The sequence below is a fragment of the Thaumasiovibrio subtropicus genome (assembly GCF_019703835.1).
GTDB classification, from domain to species: Bacteria; Pseudomonadota; Gammaproteobacteria; order Enterobacterales; family Vibrionaceae; genus Thaumasiovibrio; species Thaumasiovibrio subtropicus.
Genome location: NZ_AP023054.1, coordinates 3,405,342 through 3,420,601 on the forward strand (window position 1 = coordinate 3,405,342; position 15,260 = coordinate 3,420,601).

At 47.9% G+C, this 15,260-nt stretch carries 13 protein-coding genes; 5 read left to right on the forward strand and 8 right to left on the reverse strand.

The window, feature by feature from the left end; genetic code table 11:
* Nucleotides 1-61: 61 nt before the first annotated feature.
* Nucleotides 62-754 carry a DUF1481 domain-containing protein gene (locus TSUB_RS15215; protein WP_087026733.1) on the reverse strand — a complete coding sequence of 231 codons (693 nt, stop codon included), beginning with the start codon at nucleotides 752-754 and terminating at the stop codon, nucleotides 62-64.
* Between the two features lie 44 nt (nucleotides 755-798).
* Entirely contained in the window at nucleotides 799-1,071 is a 273-nt protein-coding gene (hupA, locus tag TSUB_RS15220; protein ID WP_087026730.1) for a nucleoid-associated protein HU-alpha, read from the reverse strand.
* A 223-nt stretch (nucleotides 1,072-1,294) separates the two neighbouring features.
* Here hupA and TSUB_RS15225 point away from each other — a divergent pair, with 223 nt between their 5' ends.
* Nucleotides 1,295-2,401 (forward strand): CNNM domain-containing protein, encoded by a 1,107-nt coding sequence (locus TSUB_RS15225; protein ID WP_087026727.1) that lies wholly within the window; start codon nucleotides 1,295-1,297, stop codon nucleotides 2,399-2,401.
* Nucleotides 2,402-2,439: 38 nt separating this feature from the next.
* Here the strand turns inward: TSUB_RS15225 and TSUB_RS15230 are convergent, their stop codons facing one another.
* Both TSUB_RS15230 and TSUB_RS15235 read right to left on the reverse strand, forming a co-directional pair.
* Nucleotides 2,440-3,102: an isochorismatase family protein gene (locus tag TSUB_RS15230; protein WP_087026724.1), complete on the reverse strand. Its 663-nt coding sequence runs from the start codon at nucleotides 3,100-3,102 to the stop codon at nucleotides 2,440-2,442.
* Nucleotides 3,103-3,119: 17 nt separating this feature from the next.
* Nucleotides 3,120-3,836, reverse strand: a complete 717-nt coding sequence (locus TSUB_RS15235) for an NUDIX domain-containing protein (protein WP_087026722.1) — start codon at nucleotides 3,834-3,836, stop codon at nucleotides 3,120-3,122.
* A 238-nt stretch (nucleotides 3,837-4,074) separates the two neighbouring features.
* Between TSUB_RS15235 and pncB the strand changes: the two genes are divergently transcribed.
* The gene (pncB, locus tag TSUB_RS15240) at nucleotides 4,075-5,364 is read left to right on the forward strand and encodes a nicotinate phosphoribosyltransferase (protein ID WP_087026719.1); all 1,290 of its coding nucleotides are present in this window, start codon (nucleotides 4,075-4,077) and stop codon (nucleotides 5,362-5,364) included.
* A 113-nt stretch (nucleotides 5,365-5,477) separates the two neighbouring features.
* On the opposite strand, the gene TSUB_RS15245 is transcribed toward pncB, so the two are convergent.
* Nucleotides 5,478-6,065 carry a YjaG family protein gene (locus TSUB_RS15245; RefSeq protein ID WP_087026716.1) on the reverse strand — a complete coding sequence of 196 codons (588 nt, stop codon included), beginning with the start codon at nucleotides 6,063-6,065 and terminating at the stop codon, nucleotides 5,478-5,480.
* Nucleotides 6,066-6,133: 68 nt separating this feature from the next.
* Between TSUB_RS15245 and TSUB_RS15250 the strand changes: the two genes are divergently transcribed.
* Both TSUB_RS15250 and TSUB_RS15255 read left to right on the forward strand, forming a co-directional pair.
* Complete coding sequence (locus TSUB_RS15250) at nucleotides 6,134-7,045, forward strand: D-2-hydroxyacid dehydrogenase (RefSeq protein ID WP_087026713.1); 912 nt, start codon at nucleotides 6,134-6,136, stop codon at nucleotides 7,043-7,045.
* Nucleotides 7,029-7,664 carry a uracil-DNA glycosylase family protein gene (locus tag TSUB_RS15255; protein WP_246616379.1) on the forward strand — a complete coding sequence of 212 codons (636 nt, stop codon included), beginning with the start codon at nucleotides 7,029-7,031 and terminating at the stop codon, nucleotides 7,662-7,664. The genes TSUB_RS15250 and TSUB_RS15255 overlap by 17 nt, the downstream gene beginning before the upstream one ends.
* Before the next feature lie 391 nt (nucleotides 7,665-8,055).
* On the opposite strand, the gene hemE is transcribed toward TSUB_RS15255, so the two are convergent.
* Both hemE and nudC read right to left on the reverse strand, forming a co-directional pair.
* The gene (hemE, locus tag TSUB_RS15260) at nucleotides 8,056-9,120 is read right to left on the reverse strand and encodes a uroporphyrinogen decarboxylase (RefSeq protein WP_087026848.1); all 1,065 of its coding nucleotides are present in this window, start codon (nucleotides 9,118-9,120) and stop codon (nucleotides 8,056-8,058) included.
* A gap of 238 nt (nucleotides 9,121-9,358) precedes the next feature.
* Nucleotides 9,359-10,141: an NAD(+) diphosphatase gene (gene nudC / locus TSUB_RS15265; protein ID WP_087026706.1), complete on the reverse strand. Its 783-nt coding sequence runs from the start codon at nucleotides 10,139-10,141 to the stop codon at nucleotides 9,359-9,361.
* Between the two features lie 142 nt (nucleotides 10,142-10,283).
* Here nudC and rsd point away from each other — a divergent pair, with 142 nt between their 5' ends.
* Nucleotides 10,284-10,766 carry a sigma D regulator gene (rsd, locus tag TSUB_RS15270; protein ID WP_087026703.1) on the forward strand — a complete coding sequence of 161 codons (483 nt, stop codon included), beginning with the start codon at nucleotides 10,284-10,286 and terminating at the stop codon, nucleotides 10,764-10,766.
* Between the two features lie 195 nt (nucleotides 10,767-10,961).
* Here rsd and rpoC read toward each other — a convergent pair whose 3' ends face one another.
* The gene (rpoC, locus tag TSUB_RS15275; RefSeq protein WP_087026700.1) at nucleotides 10,962-15,179 is read right to left on the reverse strand and encodes a DNA-directed RNA polymerase subunit beta'; all 4,218 of its coding nucleotides are present in this window, start codon (nucleotides 15,177-15,179) and stop codon (nucleotides 10,962-10,964) included.
* Nucleotides 15,180-15,260 lie beyond the last annotated feature (81 nt).

Below are 15,260 nucleotides of genomic sequence, written 5' to 3' on the forward strand. Positions count from 1 at the left end.
CGCTAACAAAAACGCGCCTGATGGCGCGTTTTTTTATCCTCAGATGACAATAAACATGCCACTACTCTAACGTTATCGTCGGCTTAAAGCAGTTCACATCATCGCTCAGCAACGCAATGACTTGGGTATTCCTCAATACATTGGTCCCCGACAGACGGCGCTGTTTGGCCAATAGCGCGATGCCTTCTCCCTCTTTGGGGATCATCTGCTCTCCCGGTTGAAACTCAACCTCAAACGGATTTCCAGAGCAACTGACCAACACACCTTGCTTCCAGACGCCTTGATAAAGCCGAAAGCCATCAACGGCTTGACGTTTCACAACCGCGACGCCATCTTCCACCTCTTGATAGAGGCGCAGCAGTTCAAGCTCTTTCATCGGTAAAATTTGCCCACCAATGCGAAACCGTTGGAACACAGGCGCACCTTCTGTATCGTATCGAACATGTAAGCTGAACGGGCGCATTTCGTCGTTAAACTCTCGACGTCCACGCTGTTTTAACTCGCGCAGTAAGCCATCACGCCAAATATAAGCGCCTTCAAAACGCTGACCATCATCATCAAGCACTTGAACTTGCATGGATACGGGACGCAAAGTCCGTTGTTCTAACCAGAGAAGATAGCTGACATCGTCAACGACGATAGCCCCACTGTGTTGCTGAAGAGGTGCGATGCGAGAGGAGGAAGCACTGCCACCGGAACGGGCGCATCCCAGAAGAGTGAAAAGGATGAGACTACAAACAAATACTCTAAACATAAAAAATCGCTGTGTAACTATGAAGCTACACAGCGATCATCAGATTATTTTACTGCGTCTTTTAGCGCTTTACCGGCAACGAATGCAGGAACGTTAGCAGCCGCAATCTGGATTTCTTTACCAGTTTGTGGGTTACGGCCGGTACGAGCAGCACGGTGATTTACTTTGAAAGTACCGAAACCAATCAGTTGAACCTGGTCACCGTCCTTAAGTGCATCAGTTACGCCTTCTAAAGTTGCTTCAAGAGCCGCTTTAGCTTGCGCTTTAGAAAGGTCAGCTTTTTCAGCAATCAGGTCGATCAGTTGGGTCTTGTTCATTAGGTTATCCCTTCAATTATTTCATAAGACGTAACAACTCTAATTCAAAAGAAGCCCCACTGGCAAAGGTTTGTCGGGGGTTTCCAGCTCATATGGCGGGTCTTTAACCATAAACTGAGCGCAAGTTCACAAAATATGATAATTTCCCCCCATCAACTCACCCCAAGTAATGGATACTGGGGGCCGAATAACCCTAAATGATATTGTAAGGACGTATACCACTATGCTTTTGCTGGCAATTTACGTGCTGATTGCGATCGGCGTGTCATTCCTTTGCTCAATACTGGAAGCAGTACTATTGAGCATCTCGCCCAGCTACATCGCGACACTCCGTAAGGAGCAGCACCCTATGGCTGATCGATTAGCCAAACTGAAAGAAGATATCGATCGCCCGCTTGCTTCTATTCTTACTCTCAACACCATTGCTCACACCATTGGCGCCGCTAGCGCAGGTGCACAAGCATCGGTGGTATTCGGCAGCAAATGGCTCGGCGTCTTTTCCGCCGTGCTCACGCTGGCGATCTTACTCTTTTCAGAAATCATCCCGAAAACGCTCGGGGCCACTTACTGGCGTCAATTAGCGCCTGTCTCTGCAAACCTCTTACGTTGGATGGTATGGCTACTGACACCCTTTGTATGGGCTTCTGAACAACTGACTCGACGTTTAGCGCGTGGCCATGAAGCGCCTAAGCTGCGAGATGAGATTTCTGCTATGGCGCTGCTCGCCCATGAAAGTGGTGAGCTTGCCGACGATGAGTCGAAAATCTTGCATAACCTGCTGACTTTCCGCGAGATGAAGGTGACGCAGATAATGACACCACGCCCTGTCCTGTTCCGTGTTGATGCTGAGATGACGATCAATGACTTCATTGATGAGCACGCAAAAACGCCGTTCTCGCGTCCGCTTATCTACGCAGAGCAAAAGGACAATATCGTGGGCTTTGTGCATCGCTTAGAGATGTACTCGGCCTACCATCAAGGCAAGCAAAACTATCGCTTGGGCGATGTGATGCGGGCGCTACCTGTGGTGCATAACCACGTCAGTGTCCCTTATGCCTTTGAGTTGCTAATGCAACAACGCTCGCAGCTGGCACTTGTCGTCGATGAATACGGTACCGTTCAAGGTCTTGTGACCATTGAAGACATTATCGAAAACTTGATGGGCGAAGAGATTGTCGATGAAGCCGATACCACCTCAGACATGCAGCAGCTGGCATATCAGCGTTGGGAGAAGTGGAAGGTGACACATAAGATCGTCGAAAACAGCGATGACGAGCCAACCTCAAAAGAAAAGCCACAAAATGATAAGCCACCGCAATCGGAGGCATAAACGAAACCGGGTGATGACACCCGGTTTTTTATTGCTGTTTATACGTGGTCGACTAAGGACAATGCTCTCGTATCATCGATGAGCTCGACCCCTTGAGCTTGTAGGTCATTGGCCACTTGCTCGAACTGCTCAGGAAAGACAGCGCGTGTTGCCGCAAGGTTCAACACAACACGCAGCCCCGCGGCCAGCAGTTGCTCAACCGATTTCTTGACGCAAAAATCGAGCGCTAATCCTCCCACCAGCACAGTATCAATTCCTTTCACTTGCAGAAACTCCAGTCCTCCCGTGCTCAGGGTATCCGCTTGATCGTGATAAAATGCCCCGTAAGGGTGTGCGTCAGGATCGAGACCTTTATTGATTTGAAAGTCGTACTCTCGCACAGGCGGCAATCCAGGCAGTAGTTCAACCCCTTCGGTGCCCATGACACAATGTGGATTCCACTTCACATCGACTTCAGGCAGGTCAACCGGCGACAGCATCTCTGCAGGTGTCGACGCTTCCCATGCCGCACCTGTGGGGTGCATATCGCGAGAGACTAACTTGATTGCAGCAAAAGTATGGTTAGCCAGTAACTGCGGCACTATCTCCAACGCGCCCGTCACAGGTAGTTCCTTTGGACACAGTTCACTGAAACCTTTCTGAGGATCCACATCTAATGTGGCAGTGCGTTCCCTTACAATATCGACCTTATTCGTTGCCATTGACTCTCTCCTCTCTTTTAGCTGCGCAAGCAAGTTTGAAAGTAAGTCACGCAGCTTTCAGCCAAGCGATACACTTGAGCAGGTTTGCCCCCTTTACCGCGATTGGTTGATGCAATTTTATTGGCACTCACAATGACACCAGAATCAATCAAGCGCCGCTTCACAGTCATCCGATTCACGTCTACCCCCAACACTCGATAGGCTGCAATGATGTCTGCCACTAAGAACTCTTCATCAAGAAGGAACAAGGCAACAGAGGTGTATTCAACAGCCGCGCGCAGCTTTTTCCAAGCTTGGGCTATCATCGTTTGATGATCAAACGCGAGCTGATAGCTTCCCTCCAACACATCCTTAAGGGAAACCCAACGCATTTGGCTATCGTTCATGCCTGCGTTCGAAATCTGCTCGACATTACGTGTGTTCAGCAAAGCATAATGCGCAATTGAGACACTCCAGCCCGCTTCATCTCGCTTTGGATTGCCATCTACCATGGGCTCACTGATGAAATTCGGATAGGTATGCACTTTCTGACGACAGATGCGCCGACGTGCACTATCAAAATCTTCATCCGCTGGCTCTCCGCCTTCATTGGTCAGGTCTTGTTCATAAACAAAACCGCCGGGAATGGCCCATTTACCGACATCCGGGCGCGCTGGGTTATGGCGTTTTATCAACAACACATCTAACCCATCTTCATTGAGCTTAAAGCAGATCAAATCGATAGTGACAATCATCATTCATCCAGTATGTATCTTTTCGTTATTAACATAGTTAGTTAATCCCATCCGCACCGGAATCGCAAACAATTTGCCGCAATTGCTTTAAAAGAGTGAAATGGATCGCATTCGAAGTCGCAACCTATGGTGAAATGCCGAAAGGGTTAGTAACAAAACTTGACTTACTTCAGCTACGCGCTTAAGTTAACCAGTAACACACATGATGTTACATACCTAAATGGTGAGGACAACAGCCATGAACACACAACTCTTTCAAGATACCATCATCCAAAGCATCCTTGATTTGGATGTCTATAAAATCAATATGATGAATGCCGCACACTGCCTCTACCCAGATACACAAGTGCGCTATGAGTTGATCGTCCGTTCAGACGAAGATCTTACTGAGTTACTCCCTGAGATCCGTCAAGAGATCATGCTGCTAGATCGCTACCACTTCACGGATGATCAAATTCAGTATCTCGAGGCAAAATCACCTTACTTGAGTAAGTCGTTTCTAGAGTCTCTGCGTTACTTTCGATTTTTCCCACAACGGCAAATCGAGCTGGGTATCGGTCAGCAACACAGCAAGCAGCCGCAACTCACCATCACCATTCAAGGAAGCTGGAAAGACACTATCCTCTATGAAACCTTGATAATGAGCATTGTCTCCGAAGTGCGAAATCGCCGCCGTTGGGGGCAAATACCCGTCGAGCAATTTCGAAAAGTGCTGGTCGAAAAAGTAAAGATGATTAAGCATGCAATCGCAGAGCGCGGCATCACTAACTTCAAGTTTGCAGAAATGGGTACCCGTCGTCGCTTCAGTGCCAGTGTGCAGCGTGATGTCTTGGATTATCTCCAACACGAAATTCCAAATTTACTTGTTGGTACCAGTAACTACCATCTCGCTCGCGAAATGAATTTAACGCCCATAGGCACCGTTGCACACGAATGGTTTATGGCGCACCAAGCAATGGTTAATGTACGTGACTCACAACGTGTGGCATTGAATCGTTGGAATGAAGTGTTTGCGGGTAAGCTTGGCGTGGCACTGAGTGACACCATTGGCCTTGATGCGTTCTTAAATGACTTTGATATTCGCTTAGCAAAGGCTTTCTCGGGGGTACGTCACGATTCAGGCTGTCCATTCCGCTGGGGGGACCGCATGATTGCTCACTATCAAGAACTGGGTATCGATCCTTTGAGTAAAACGCTGGTCTTTACCGATGGTCTCGATTTCAACCAAGCACTCGACATTTGTGAGTACTTCAAAGATAGAATCGATATTAGTTTTGGTATCGGCACTTTTCTGGCCAATGATATGGGCGGCTGGGAAAGCAGTGAAGGCGCAGTGTATCGTCCGTTATCTATGGTCATCAAAATGGTCGCTTGTAATGATTCCCCCGTCGCGAAAATCAGTGACGAACCCGAAAAAGCGATGTGTGAGGACGTTTTCTTTCTCTTAAATCTCAAACAACGTTTTGGTATCCCTATCGATCTGGATAACACGATTAAGCAACTGCAGGCGATGCAACAAATCAGTTAAACGACGCTTTAGGGACAGTGAAAATAGTCATGCTCAAAAACAACAACGCCTAAAAACAACAATGCCGCACTCTCAAAGTGCGGCATTGTCTACGCTAGTCATGGGTTAAGCCATTAAAGCGCCACGCCTATATTACTGATAGGCTCTTCACGTAAATCGGCGCGAAGCCCTTTAATCATTTCAATATCACGCTTCTCTGCGCTGCGTAGAACACGGAAGAGTTCCCACTGTACATCCCATTCGCCACAAACCGCTTCATTCTCTTTTTGATTGTCGTTAGTGACTGCACTTCCCGTCTGCGCTTCTTCTAAATCAGCCACTGTTTGCGCTGATAAGGTAGAAATTTTGACCAACGATTCCATCAAAATATCGCGATCTAACAAACCATGTAACAAGTGAGACAGCGCGACACACGCATCAAGCGCAGGGTAAACGAGATAGATATCGTGTTCATCTTCGGCAGGCACAAGCTCTTCCAAACGCTCCAACTGACGCTCAAAATTCACTTTAGCATTTTTGACTGTCAGTGATTCCCAAAGGCTGTCTAATATCAGGTGCATTTGCATTGGATCAGCGAATTCAGTTTGCTCACAGAACAAAACATAGTTGGGATACATACGCTCACATAACGCCGTCATAAAGGTGATGTGTTGCCAAGGTTCTAATTTTTCAAGACGAAGCTGTACTGGGTTCTGTAACATAGGATATTCTGCGGTTATCGTTTGAGCGCAAGTGTACTCGATTCGCGCACCGTGCAAAAGGAAAAGCCGTGAACAAATTACTGATACTCTCCCGACAAAAAGAAAAGTATTTGCAACTGTTAAGCGATGCGCAACTGCCACACCTGAGCATCACCGATGACCACCAGCAAGCCAATATTGTCTTAGCAGATCCACCTCTGGTGGCTGGACAACTCGATAATTTGCCACGACTGCAATGGCTGCAATCCACCTTTGCTGGCATTGATGCCCTTACCACAACGACGTTACGTCAAGACTACACCTTAACCAATGTGCGTGGCATTTTCGGCCCTTTGATTGCTGAGTATGTGATGGGTTATCTCATTCAACACTACCGCGACTTTACGCGCTACGCGGATCAACAAAGAGACAATGTTTGGCAACCCCATCACTATAGCTCGCTGCAAGGCAAACGCATTCTCATTCTAGGCACAGGGTCTATTGGTGGCCACTTAGCACGTGTTGCAAAAGTGATGGGTATGAAGGTGTTGGGCCTGAACCGCTCTGGTATTGTTCGTAGTCGTGATTTCGATAAGATCTTCAATTTCGAACAACTTCACGAAGTGCTACCGCAATCAGATGTCATCGTATCGACCTTGCCGGCGACGTCTGACACACATAATTTGCTCAATCAAACCAACCTACTGGATTGTAAGGGCGCATTACTCTTTAGTGTGGGGCGCGGCGATGTTTTATCTGAATCAGGGTTGCTTGATGCTCTAGAGGCCGGCACCGTGCGCCATGCATGGCTGGACGTCTTTAAACAAGAGCCACTGCCGACGGATCACCCTCTATGGCAGCATCCTGCGGTCACGCTGACGCCACATATTGCAGCCGAGAGTTTTCCTGACCAAGTCTTCAATATCTTCTCGCACAACTACTTGCAGTGGCATGCGAGAGAGCCCCTTGATTGTGTGGTCGATTTTGACAAAGGCTATTAATCCCCGCGTTTCACCGTGCGATCTCTTCCAACAGGCGTGCCAGCAGGCACGCCTTTGTCGTCTTTGTGCCGAAGATATCTCCCCACGTCCGGTCGTCGTCGGCAGTCAAGACGCGCCGATTCTCATTATTGGCCAAGCCCCCGGAAAACGTGTCCATGAGACAGGCATACCATGGAATGATCCCAGCGGCGAACGCCTACGAGACTGGCTTAACGTCGATAAAGAAACCTTTTACGACGAAAGTAAGTTTGCCATTGTACCTATGGGACTGTGTTATCCCGGGAAAGGTAAAAGTGGCGATCTACCACCACGAAAAGTGTGCGCGCCACATTGGCACCCGCAGCTCTTGCCCTTGCTAAAGCAGCATCGCTTAACCTTGCTCATCGGACAATACGCCCAACACTACTACCTAGAGGACAAACCTAAGACGTTGACTGACACGGTTAAGCAGTGGCAACGTTACGCACCAGAGACTTTTGCGCTTCCGCATCCCTCCCCCAGAAATAGGCTGTGGTTAACGAAAAATCCGTGGTTTGAACAGGATGTAATCCCACCCCTGCGCTTAGCCGTACAGGCAGCGCTCGAAAGCAAGAAAGTGTTCACAGGAAAAAAAGCCTAAAAAGCTGCACGACAAACAAAATCCAACTTATTCAACAACTTAAAAGCAAGCACAAAAGAAAAATTAAGTCGGTACAGCTTTTTGCCGCCCGGGCAGCTAAAAGGTCAAGATCAGTAGGCACACAGAAGAGCAACAATTTAAGATACTGTTTTAAAAAGACTTAATGCAATGTACAGCAATTTCATGCTTCAGCCTTGTACAGCAAACAATGGAAAAATATGCGATTTTATGTTCACGCAGCAATTCAATACCAAAAGTTACCGCACACCCAGAGATAAATTCGTAACCAACTGATTTTAAAATCAAATAGCAAGACGTACAGCTTTAATTGCTTTTTTCCTCGTGAACCTTATCAGAGACAAAAAAAGCCGCATTTGCGGCTTTTTTTAAATCATTGATGATAGGGCTTTGAGAGCTCATGGACGGCTTCGACAAAGACCCCTGCATTCTCGGGCGGCACATCCAAATGAATCCCATGCCCGAGATTAAAGACATGGCCGCTACCTTCACCAAAACCAGCCAAGATAGTGGCAACCTCCTGACGAATACGATCGGGTTGCGCGTAAAGCATTGATGGGTCCATGTTACCTTGCAGGGCAACTTTATCTCCAATACGTGCTTTGGCATCGGCAATATTAATCGTCCAATCAAGACCAACACCGTCACACCCAGTCGCTGCAATTTGCTCTAACCACATTCCACCATTTTTGGTAAACAAGGTCACAGGTACACGACGCCCTTCATTCTCACGTACCAAACCATCAACGATTTTATGCATGTAACGCAATGAAAACTCATTGTAGTCACGCGGCGTTAGCACACCACCCCAAGTATCAAATACCATGACAGATTGCGCACCGGCTTTGATCTGCGCATTCAGGTAATCAATAACACTATCCGCAAGTTTATCGAGTAGTAGGTGGAGCGTTTGTGGCTCGGCGTACATCATCTTCTTAATCTTGGTAAAGGCTTTTGAACTTCCCCCCTCCACCATGTACGTGGCGAGTGTCCAAGGGCTACCTGAGAAACCAATCAGTGGCACATCACCATTCAAACCTTTACGAATCGTGCGCACAGCATTCATGACATACTGCAGTTCACCCTCTGGATCGGGATTACCAATTTTATCGACATCCGCTTTACAGGTGATTGGACGTTCAAATTTCGGCCCCTCGCCTGTTTCAAAGTAGAGGCCAAGCCCCATCGCATCAGGAATGGTTAAAATATCAGAAAACAGAATGGCCGCATCAAGGGGAAAACGACGCAGGGGCTGTAATGTGACTTCACACGCTAGCTCTGCATTTTTACACAGCGACATAAAGTCACCAGCTTGAGCACGGGTTGCTTTATATTCTGGCAGATAACGACCAGCCTGACGCATCATCCATACTGGCGTGTGGTCAACAGGTTGCTTGAGCAAAGCACGTAAATAACGGTCGTTTTTTAGTTCTGTCATCGGTCTCTCCATGGCTGACTTTGGCGCACATTGTAACACCCTTAATGAGCCGCGATCGCCACCAAATGTTAAGCAGATCATAAATAAAGCATCATTTTGTGTCGGTTGTTTGCGACCATGGCACAGCTCATGTAAAAAGAGCAGTGCGCTAGCAATAATAATCAGAATCAGTCCTTTGAAAGGACCCATAACTGCATCTTGCCCCTCCTGTTGGAGGGTTTTTTTTACCTGCTATTTATCAAATGCGATCTTGGCGGATCGCCGCCAATGTATCTTCGATCAAACGACGCGCGATGGTACCGACAGGCGCCAGTGGTGGAAGATCATCTTCCTGACACCAACGCGCATCTGATAACTCACTATAGTCTGGCGCAAGGTCGCCACCAGCATAGTCTGCAATAAATCCCATCATGAGATTGGATGGAAACGCCCAAGGCTGGCTAGCCACATAACGTATGTTCTTTACTTCTATCCCTGTCTCTTCTTTCACTTCCCTAGCGACACATTGCTCTAGCGTTTCCCCAGCCTCAACAAAGCCTGCCAAGATAGTGTACATGCCATTGCGATGACGAGGATGTTGCGCTAAAAGTATTTCCCCACCCCGCCGAACGGCGACAATGATACAAGGGGATACCCGCGGATAGTGCCACTGACCACAGCTATCACACGCCATTGCAACCAAATCTTGCCGGAACCTTGTCCTTCCACCACAGAGTCCACAGAACTTCTGCGTTGATTTCATATGACTCAACTGCATTGCCCGTCCTGCAAGCTGAAACAAAGCGGCATCCTCTGCTAATAATCCACGCAGCGGTTGAAAGTGTGCATGCTCTGGCAGACGATCTGACTCGATCCAATACACGGGGTCGCCCTCAAAAACACCAACAGAAACAGCATTTTCCTCTGCAAAACCTAGGCTTTTTGCAGATGCATAAGGAAGTTGATTATCAATAAGCGCGATATTTCTATCGTGTACAATGCACCAATACGCATTTGTCTGCTTTTGTTCAAACTGTGACATAAGGATCCTTGCAGGGTGGTTAGAATGCTGGCAAGCTATAAATGATAACGAAATGTTAATCTAAGAATAAGTATCTATTAGTAAAGCTTTTTGAGCATACCATACGCAGCATATTTGCAGGTAGATCCACGAGGATGTCGTCATGCTAAGCAAGTTTGAACAAGTACAACAACAATGGGGCGGTAACAGTGACGTGATCGATCAATGGCTGCTCAACAGACAACAACTGCTTACCGATTATTGTAAGCTTGTCGGTCTGCCACCTTATGAGCAAGCTGCCCGTCAGTTGCCTTCGTCTTCTCAACTCGAGCTCTTTTGCGGCCAGCTCGTCGATTATATCTCTGCTGGTCATTTCAAAATCTACAACATGGTCATGGATCGTTGGAACCAAACTGGGTTTAAGGCGACACCGGAGATGACATATACCTATGAGCAGATCATGGCAACAACGGATCCTTTGCTCAATTTCAATGATAAGTATGCGGAAGTGAGCGAAGATGATCCTCTTGAGGACTTCGACCCTGATATTTCAGCAATGGGTGAAATGATGGAAAAGCGGTTTGATTTCGAAGACCAACTGATTCAACTCATCACTGAAAGCCTCATGAAGCCACCGGGCGCTTAGTCTTCACAATAACAGCCTCAGTAAGGTATCGGTTCGATGCCTTACTTTTTCACCGCTGTAGACTCAAACCTTAAAATACATCTTCAGCGAGCGCTTTAAGCGTTTGACTCGTTCACATGCTGGCGACTATCGAAATGCAGCGGGCATAAAAAAGGCATCCCGTAGGATGCCTTTTTAAACGCTTTTTGCAGTGGCTTAGTTATCGCCACCTAGACCTGCATTCAGAAGTGCTGCCAAGTCTTGAGAGGCTTGCTCTGCATCAACTTGTGGTACTTCTGGCTCCAGTTCTGCGTCACGTTTGCGTTGACGATCTTGGTGGTAAGCGAAACCGGTACCCGCTGGGATCAGACGACCCACGATAACGTTCTCTTTCAGACCACGTAGCTCATCACGCTTACCAGATACTGCCGCTTCGGTTAGTACGCGCGTTGTTTCCTGGAACGATGCCGCTGAGATGAACGACTCGGTCGCAAGTGACGCTTTAGTAATACCTAGTAGGTCACGCTCAAACAGTGCAGGCTGCTTGCCTTCAGCTTCTAGCTGACGGTTAGCAATCTTCACGCGAGAGTACTCTAGCTGCTCACCTTCTAGGAACTCAGAGTCACCAGAAGCAGAGATAGTTACCTTACGTAGCATCTGACGAATGATCGTCTCGATGTGCTTGTCGTTAATCTTAACGCCTTGCAGACGGTAAACTTCCTGTACTTCGTTAACGATGTACTCAGCTACCGCGTGAACACCACGTAGACGGAGAATGTCATGAGGTGCTTCTGGACCATCGGCAATCACATCACCCTTCTCAACTTTTTCACCTTCGAAAACGTTAAGCTGACGATGCTTTGGAATCATCTCTTCGTACGGCGAACCGTCCATTGGTGTGATGATTAAACGACGCTTACCTTTAGTCTCTTTACCGAACGATACTGCACCCGTGATTTCCGCAAGGATTGCAGGCTCTTTTGGCTTACGTGCTTCGAACAAGTCAGCAACGCGAGGTAGACCACCGGTGATATCCTTCGTACCGCCAGATTCCTGAGGAATACGAGATAGGGTGTCACCAATACCTACGTTAGCACCATCATCCAACTGGACAATCGCTTTACCAGGTAGGAAGTACTGCGCAGGCATGTCGGTACCCGGAATCATCACATCGTGACCATTCTCATCAACCAACTTAATGGTAGGACGCATGTCTTTACCAGCACTTGCACGCTCAGCTGCATCAAGTACTACCACTGAAGATAGACCTGTTAGCTCATCCGTTTGGCGAGAAACCGTCACGCCGTCGATCATATCAACGAACTGTAGACGACCTTCTACCTCAGTGATGATTGGCATGGTGTGCGGATCCCAGTTAGCGATCGTTTCACCAGACTTAACAGCTTCGTCATTTACCTTGTTCAAGATAGTACCGTAAGGAAGCTTATAGCTCTCCTTCGTACGACCGAACTCATCAACGATAGTTAGCTCAGATGCACGCGAGGTGATCACTAGCTTACCTTCGTTGTTGGTAACGAACTTCGCATTGTGCAGCTTCATAGAACCATTGTTCTTAACCTGAATGCTGCTCTCTGCTGCTGCACGCGATGCCGCACCACCAATGTGGAACGTACGCATGGTTAGCTGTGTACCCGGCTCACCGATTGACTGTGCTGCGATAACACCAACGGCTTCACCTGTGTTCACCATGTGGCCACGCGCTAGGTCACGACCATAACAGAACTTACAACAACCGAAGTCATTGTCACACGTTACGACCGAACGGACTTTAACTTGGTCAACAGAGTTCTCTTCCAGGATGTCACACCACTTCTCATCAAGAAGGGTGTTGCGAGGTGCAAGCACTTCGTTCTCTGTACCTGGTTTGATGACATCTTCTGCAACCACACGACCTAGTACGCGAGTACCTAGCGGCTCTTTAACATCACCACCCTCAACAAGCGCAGTCATGGTAATACCTGCATGCGTACCACAATCATCCGATGTGATAACTACGTCTTGAGCTACGTCTACAAGACGACGCGTTAGGTAACCCGAGTTCGCTGTTTTCAGTGCGGTATCCGCTAGACCTTTACGAGCACCGTGAGTAGAGATGAAGTACTGGAGTACGTTCAGACCTTCACGGAAGTTCGCTGTGATCGGTGTTTCGATGATAGAGCCATCCGGCTTCGCCATCAGACCACGCATACCCGCTAGCTGACGAATCTGTGCCGCAGAACCACGCGCACCTGAATCGGCCATCATGTATACGCTGTTGAATGACTTCTGCTCTTCTTCTTCGCCATCACGGTTGATCACGGTTTCAGAAGACAGGTTATCCATCATCGCTTTAGCAACTTGCTCGTTCGCGGTTGCCCAGATATCGATAACTTTGTTGTAACGCTCACCTGCGGTAACCAGACCAGATTGGAACTGCTCTTGAATTTCAGCAACTTCCGCTTCTGCTTCTGCAATCTTGGTGTATTTCGCCTCTGGTACAACCATATCGTCGATACCAACAGACACACCAGACATTGCTGCGTAGGCGAAACCGGTGTACATAATTTGGTCAGCAAAAACAACAGTGTCTTTCAGACCAAGTACACGGTAACAGGTGTTCAGCAGGTTTGAGATCTGCTTCTTACCCAGCGCTTGGTTAACAAGTTCGAATGGCAGGCCTTTCGGTACGATTGCCCACAGCATGGCACGACCAACGGTAGTGTCGACCAATTTGGTTTCACTAACTTCGTTACCCTGCTCATCTTTGCTGTGTTCTGTGATACGCACTTTTACGCGAGAGTGCAGCGCAGCATTACCTGTACGGTACGCTTTTTCTGCTTCTGCAGGGCTAGCAAGGTACATACCTTCGCCCTTCGCGTTAATCTTGTCACGTGTCATGTAGTAAAGACCCAAGACAACGTCCTGAGAAGGAACGATGATAGGATCACCTGATGCTGGCGACAGAATGTTATTTGTCGACATCATCAATGCACGTGCTTCAAGCTGTGCTTCTAGTGTCAGTGGCAAGTGAACCGCCATCTGGTCCCCATCGAAGTCGGCGTTATAAGCCGCACACACAAGCGGGTGAAGCTGAATCGCTTTACCTTCGATGAGCACAGGTTCGAACGCCTGAATACCCAAACGGTGCAGTGTTGGTGCACGGTTAAGCATTACTGGGTGTTCGCGAATAACTTCGTCTAGGATGTCCCAAACAACCGCTTCTTCACGTTCTACCATCTTCTTCGCGGCTTTAATCGTTGTCGCTAGACCACGCGTTTCAAGCTTGCTGTAGATGAATGGCTTAAACAGCTCAAGTGCCATCTTCTTAGGAAGACCACACTGGTGCAGACGAAGGTATGGACCTACGGTGATTACCGAACGGCCAGAGTAGTCTACACGCTTACCAAGCAGGTTCTGACGGAAACGACCTTGCTTACCTTTGATCATGTCTGCAAGCGACTTAAGAGGACGCTTGTTAGAACCCGTGATCGCGCGGCCACGACGGCCGTTATCAAGCAATGCATCAACAGACTCTTGTAGCATACGCTTTTCGTTACGTACGATAATGTCTGGTGCGGCAAGATCGAGAAGACGCTTCAAACGGTTGTTACGGTTGATAACACGACGATACAGATCGTTGAGATCTGACGTTGCGAAACGACCGCCATCCAGTGGTACGAGTGGACGTAGATCTGGCGGTAGAACCGGCAGTACTTCCAGTACCATCCATTCTGGGTTGTTACCAGACTGGACAAAAGCTTCAACTAGCTTAAGACGCTTAGTTAGCTTCTTACGCTTAGTTTCAGAGTTAGTTTCTTCCAACTCTTCACGCATGAGTTCGATTTCAGCATTAAGGTCCATGTTGACCAAAAGTGCTTTAACCGCTTCTGCACCCATACGTGCGTCGAATTCATCGCCCCACTCTTCAAGAGAGTCCAAGTACTGCTCTTCAGTCAGCATTTGGCCGCGCTCGAGGTTGGTCATACCTGGTTCGATAACGATGTATGATTCGAAGTACAGTACGCGCTCAATGTCACGTAGCGGCATGTCCATTAACAAACCGATACGAGAAGGCAGCGACTTCAGGAACCAGATGTGGGCAACGGGAGAAGCAAGCTCAATGTGACCCATACGCTCACGACGTACTTTGGTCTGAGTTACTTCAACGCCACATTTTTCACAAATTACACCACGGTGCTTCAGGCGCTTGTACTTACCACACAAACACTCGTAGTCTTTAACCGGGCCAAAGATACGTGCACAGAACAAACCGTCACGCTCAGGCTTAAAAGTTCGATAGTTGATGGTTTCTGGTTTTTTAACTTCACCAAAAGACCATGAACGGATCATGTCAGGTGAAGCAAGACCGATTTTGATCGCGTCAAATTCTTCAGTCTTATGTTGTGCTTTCAGAAACTTAAGTAAGTCTTTCACATTTGGCTCCTGTGAGGAGTTGACCCATAAAGGCGCCAGCGCACTGACGCCTTCATATTTCTACCGGAATAACGGTAAGTG

Bases quoted from the DNA above. Each gene is read 5' to 3' on its own strand.
- TSUB_RS15230 (WP_087026724.1), bottom strand. From the start codon at position 3,102: ATGGCAACGAATAAGGTCGATATTGTAAGGGAACGCACTGCCACATTA.
- TSUB_RS15215 (WP_087026733.1), bottom strand. From the start codon at position 754: ATGTTTAGAGTATTTGTTTGTAGTCTCATCCTTTTCACTCTTCTGGGA.
- nudC (WP_087026706.1), bottom strand. From the start codon at position 10,141: ATGTCACAGTTTGAACAAAAGCAGACAAATGCGTATTGGTGCATTGTA.
- TSUB_RS15235 (WP_087026722.1), bottom strand. From the start codon at position 3,836: ATGATTGTCACTATCGATTTGATCTGCTTTAAGCTCAATGAAGATGGG.
- rsd (WP_087026703.1), top strand. From the start codon at position 10,284: ATGCTAAGCAAGTTTGAACAAGTACAACAACAATGGGGCGGTAACAGT.
- hemE (WP_087026848.1), bottom strand. From the start codon at position 9,120: ATGACAGAACTAAAAAACGACCGTTATTTACGTGCTTTGCTCAAGCAA.
- pncB (WP_087026719.1), top strand. From the start codon at position 4,075: ATGAACACACAACTCTTTCAAGATACCATCATCCAAAGCATCCTTGAT.
- TSUB_RS15245 (WP_087026716.1), bottom strand. From the start codon at position 6,065: ATGTTACAGAACCCAGTACAGCTTCGTCTTGAAAAATTAGAACCTTGG.
- hupA (WP_087026730.1), bottom strand. From the start codon at position 1,071: ATGAACAAGACCCAACTGATCGACCTGATTGCTGAAAAAGCTGACCTT.
- TSUB_RS15225 (WP_087026727.1), top strand. From the start codon at position 1,295: ATGCTTTTGCTGGCAATTTACGTGCTGATTGCGATCGGCGTGTCATTC.